At 56.2% G+C, this 2,459-nt stretch carries 4 protein-coding genes and 1 pseudogene; all 5 read right to left on the reverse strand.

Translation table 11 applies throughout. The annotated features are described in order from the left end of the window. A partial coding sequence (locus tag LD28_RS0110125) for a FixH family protein (RefSeq protein ID WP_033136851.1) occupies nucleotides 1-307 on the reverse strand: 307 nt, incomplete at its 3' end. 152 nt (nucleotides 308-459) lie between these two features. Then, nucleotides 460-1,443, reverse strand: coding sequence for a cytochrome-c oxidase, cbb3-type subunit III (ccoP, locus tag LD28_RS0110130; protein WP_033136847.1), 984 nt, complete (start codon nucleotides 1,441-1,443; stop codon nucleotides 460-462). Continuing rightward, nucleotides 1,440-1,622 (reverse strand): CcoQ/FixQ family Cbb3-type cytochrome c oxidase assembly chaperone, encoded by a 183-nt coding sequence (locus LD28_RS0110135; RefSeq protein WP_033136848.1) that lies wholly within the window; start codon nucleotides 1,620-1,622, stop codon nucleotides 1,440-1,442. Before LD28_RS0110135 ends, ccoP begins: the two co-directional genes overlap by 4 nt. A gap of 10 nt (nucleotides 1,623-1,632) precedes the next feature. Beyond that, nucleotides 1,633-2,247 carry a cytochrome-c oxidase, cbb3-type subunit II gene (gene ccoO / locus LD28_RS0110140; protein ID WP_033136849.1) on the reverse strand — a complete coding sequence of 205 codons (615 nt, stop codon included), beginning with the start codon at nucleotides 2,245-2,247 and terminating at the stop codon, nucleotides 1,633-1,635. Nucleotides 2,248-2,263: 16 nt separating this feature from the next. Then, nucleotides 2,264-2,459, reverse strand: a pseudogene (locus tag LD28_RS0110145) (cytochrome C oxidase Cbb3); the annotation flags it as partial.

Below are 2,459 nucleotides of genomic sequence, written 5' to 3' on the forward strand. Positions count from 1 at the left end.
CGGCCAGGGTCGGGTGGAACAGTGACAGATAGAGTGCTTGCCCGGCGGGAATATCGCCACTGATGGGTTTAAGGGTCAGCTCGTTACCGTCGACCTCCAGCCCAAAGCGGATATTGAGGGCTTCGGAGCGGTCAAACTTGCTCAAGTCCTGATTGATCTCTTTCCCTTGTTTGTAATAGTCCTCGGCTACCAGATTGACCCCATCCTTGCTGGCAATGATGGCGGTGCTGATGCTGCCGATCACGGCAGCTGAGGGGAGGGCGATGATAAACCAGGGCCAGAATTGGCGGTACCACGGTTTGGATATGGGTTGGGTCATGATTGCTACTGCCATGAAACGAATGATTAACGTGGAGTGTGGGTTTTACGCAACACAAGATAACAAAAAGCCTCGAGGAGTCGAGGCTTTTTGCTGTGTAATCACGTATTTATCACATGTTACGACTTTTATGACCGTCCTTATTTATCAGCTGGCTTATGAGACAGGCTGTAAACGTAGGAGGCCAGCAGGTGAACCTTGTCCTCACCCAGAATATCTTTCCAGGCAGGCATCACACCGTGACGACCGTGGGTAATGGTTTGCACCACCACTTCACGGGAACCACCGTAGAGCCAGGTGTTGTTGGTGAGATCTGGCGCACCTACGGCGATACCGCCTTTGGCATCAGGCCCATGACAGGCAGCACAGATGGTGAAGCGAGCTTCGCCCTTCTTGGCTTCGACCAGATCAACCTTGCGACCGGAGAGGCTCAGCACATAGGAGGCCACCTCTTGTACACCGTCTTTACCCAGAATTTCACCCCAGGCAGCCATGATCCCCTGACGACCGCCCATGATGGTGGTCTTGATGTTCTCCGGCTGACCGCCCCATTGCCATTCGCTGTCGGTCAGGTTCGGGAAACCGCGGCCACCACGGGCATCGGAGCCGTGGCACTGGGAGCAGTTCTGCAGGAACAGACGCTGACCCACTTTCAGGGCTTCCGGATCCTTGGCGATCTCGGTGATGGCACGATAGGTTTTGCCGTCCGCTTCATAGGTGAGTTCACGGAACTTGGCGCCATAGATCTCGTCAGCCTTGGCAACCTCTCGGTCATACTCCACAGCGCGGCCTTCGGCCTTGGCCGAAGCGGTTGCTGCTTTGGACTCTGCCAGCGAGCGCACATCCTGGTTTGAGCTCTGCCAGCCCAGCAGACCTTTCCAGTTGCCCAGTCCCGGGAAGGCGACCAGATAGACCAGACCGGTGACGATGAAGAAGAGGAACATATAGGTCCACCACTTCGGCAGCGGGTTGTTGATCTCCTCGATACCATCGAAGGCGTGGCCCATCGGCTTGCCTTCTTCAACACCCATCTTGTCCTTGCGGCACCACATCAGCAGCAAGAAGCAGCCGAGGATGGTCCCCAAGGTGATGACGGTTACGAAAATACTAAACAGAGTGCTCATTCTTGTTTCGCTCCTGCGTTCTTTTTATCAGCACCGGGTTGCTCATCATCGGCAAAAACCAGATTGGCAGCCTCGTCGAAAGAGGTCTTGCGGCGTTTGCTGTAGGCCCAGACGATGATGCCAATCATGATGGCCATCAACAGCAGGGTATACAGACCGCGAAATGTGCCGTAGTCCATCATCGCCTCCTTATTTCAGGGCATGACCCAGTGATTGCAGATAGGCCACCAGCGCTTCCAGCTCGGTTTTGCCTTTGACGGCCTCACCAGCGCCTTGAATATCGGCATCAGTGTAAGGCACCCCGAAGTGGTCACGGAACAGCGCCAGTTTTTTACCAGTCAGTTCGCCGGTCAGCACATTGGTGTCGAGCCAGGGGAAACCGGGCATGTTGGACTCCGGTACCACATCACGCGGATTGATCAGGTGAGCACGGTGCCAGGCGTCGGAGTAACGACCTCCCACTCGGGCCAGGTCCGGGCCAGTACGTTTGGAGCCCCACAGGAAGGGGTGCTCCCAGACGCTCTCACCGGCGACCGAGTAGTGACCATAGCGCTCGGTCTCGGCACGAAACGGACGGATCATCTGGCTGTGACAGACGGTGCAGCCTTCGCGAATGAAGATGTCGCGCCCTTCCATCTGCAGGGCGGTATAGGGCTTGAGGCCCTCCACCGGCTCGGTAGTCTGCTTCTGGAAGAACAGCGGGGTGATTTCAACCAGGCCCCCCAGACTGATGGCGAAGATGATGCCGACCACCAGCATGGGAACGCTTTTTTCAAATATTTCGTGACGGTTATTGTTGCTCATGGGTTGACCTCTTCAATCATGCTGGCTGGGCGACAGGTTCCAGAGAACCTTTGGGCGCAGTGATGGTGCGATAGGCGTTGTAAGCCATCAGCAACATGCCGGTGACGAAGAAACAGCCACCCAGGAAGCGCACGAAATAGAAGGGATAGGATGCCTGCAGCGCTTCAACGAAGCTGTAGGTCAGGGTGCCGTCTTCGTTGACTGCACGCCAC

Source organism: Aeromonas finlandensis (genome assembly GCF_000764645.1).
GTDB lineage: Bacteria > Pseudomonadota > Gammaproteobacteria > Enterobacterales > Aeromonadaceae > Aeromonas > Aeromonas finlandensis.

Coding starts and splice junctions, on each gene's coding strand:
- ccoO (WP_033136849.1), bottom strand. CDS start 2,247: ATGAGCAACAATAACCGTCACGAAATATTTGAAAAAAGCGTTCCCATG.
- LD28_RS0110135 (WP_033136848.1), bottom strand. CDS start 1,622: ATGGACTACGGCACATTTCGCGGTCTGTATACCCTGCTGTTGATGGCC.
- ccoP (WP_033136847.1), bottom strand. CDS start 1,443: ATGAGCACTCTGTTTAGTATTTTCGTAACCGTCATCACCTTGGGGACC.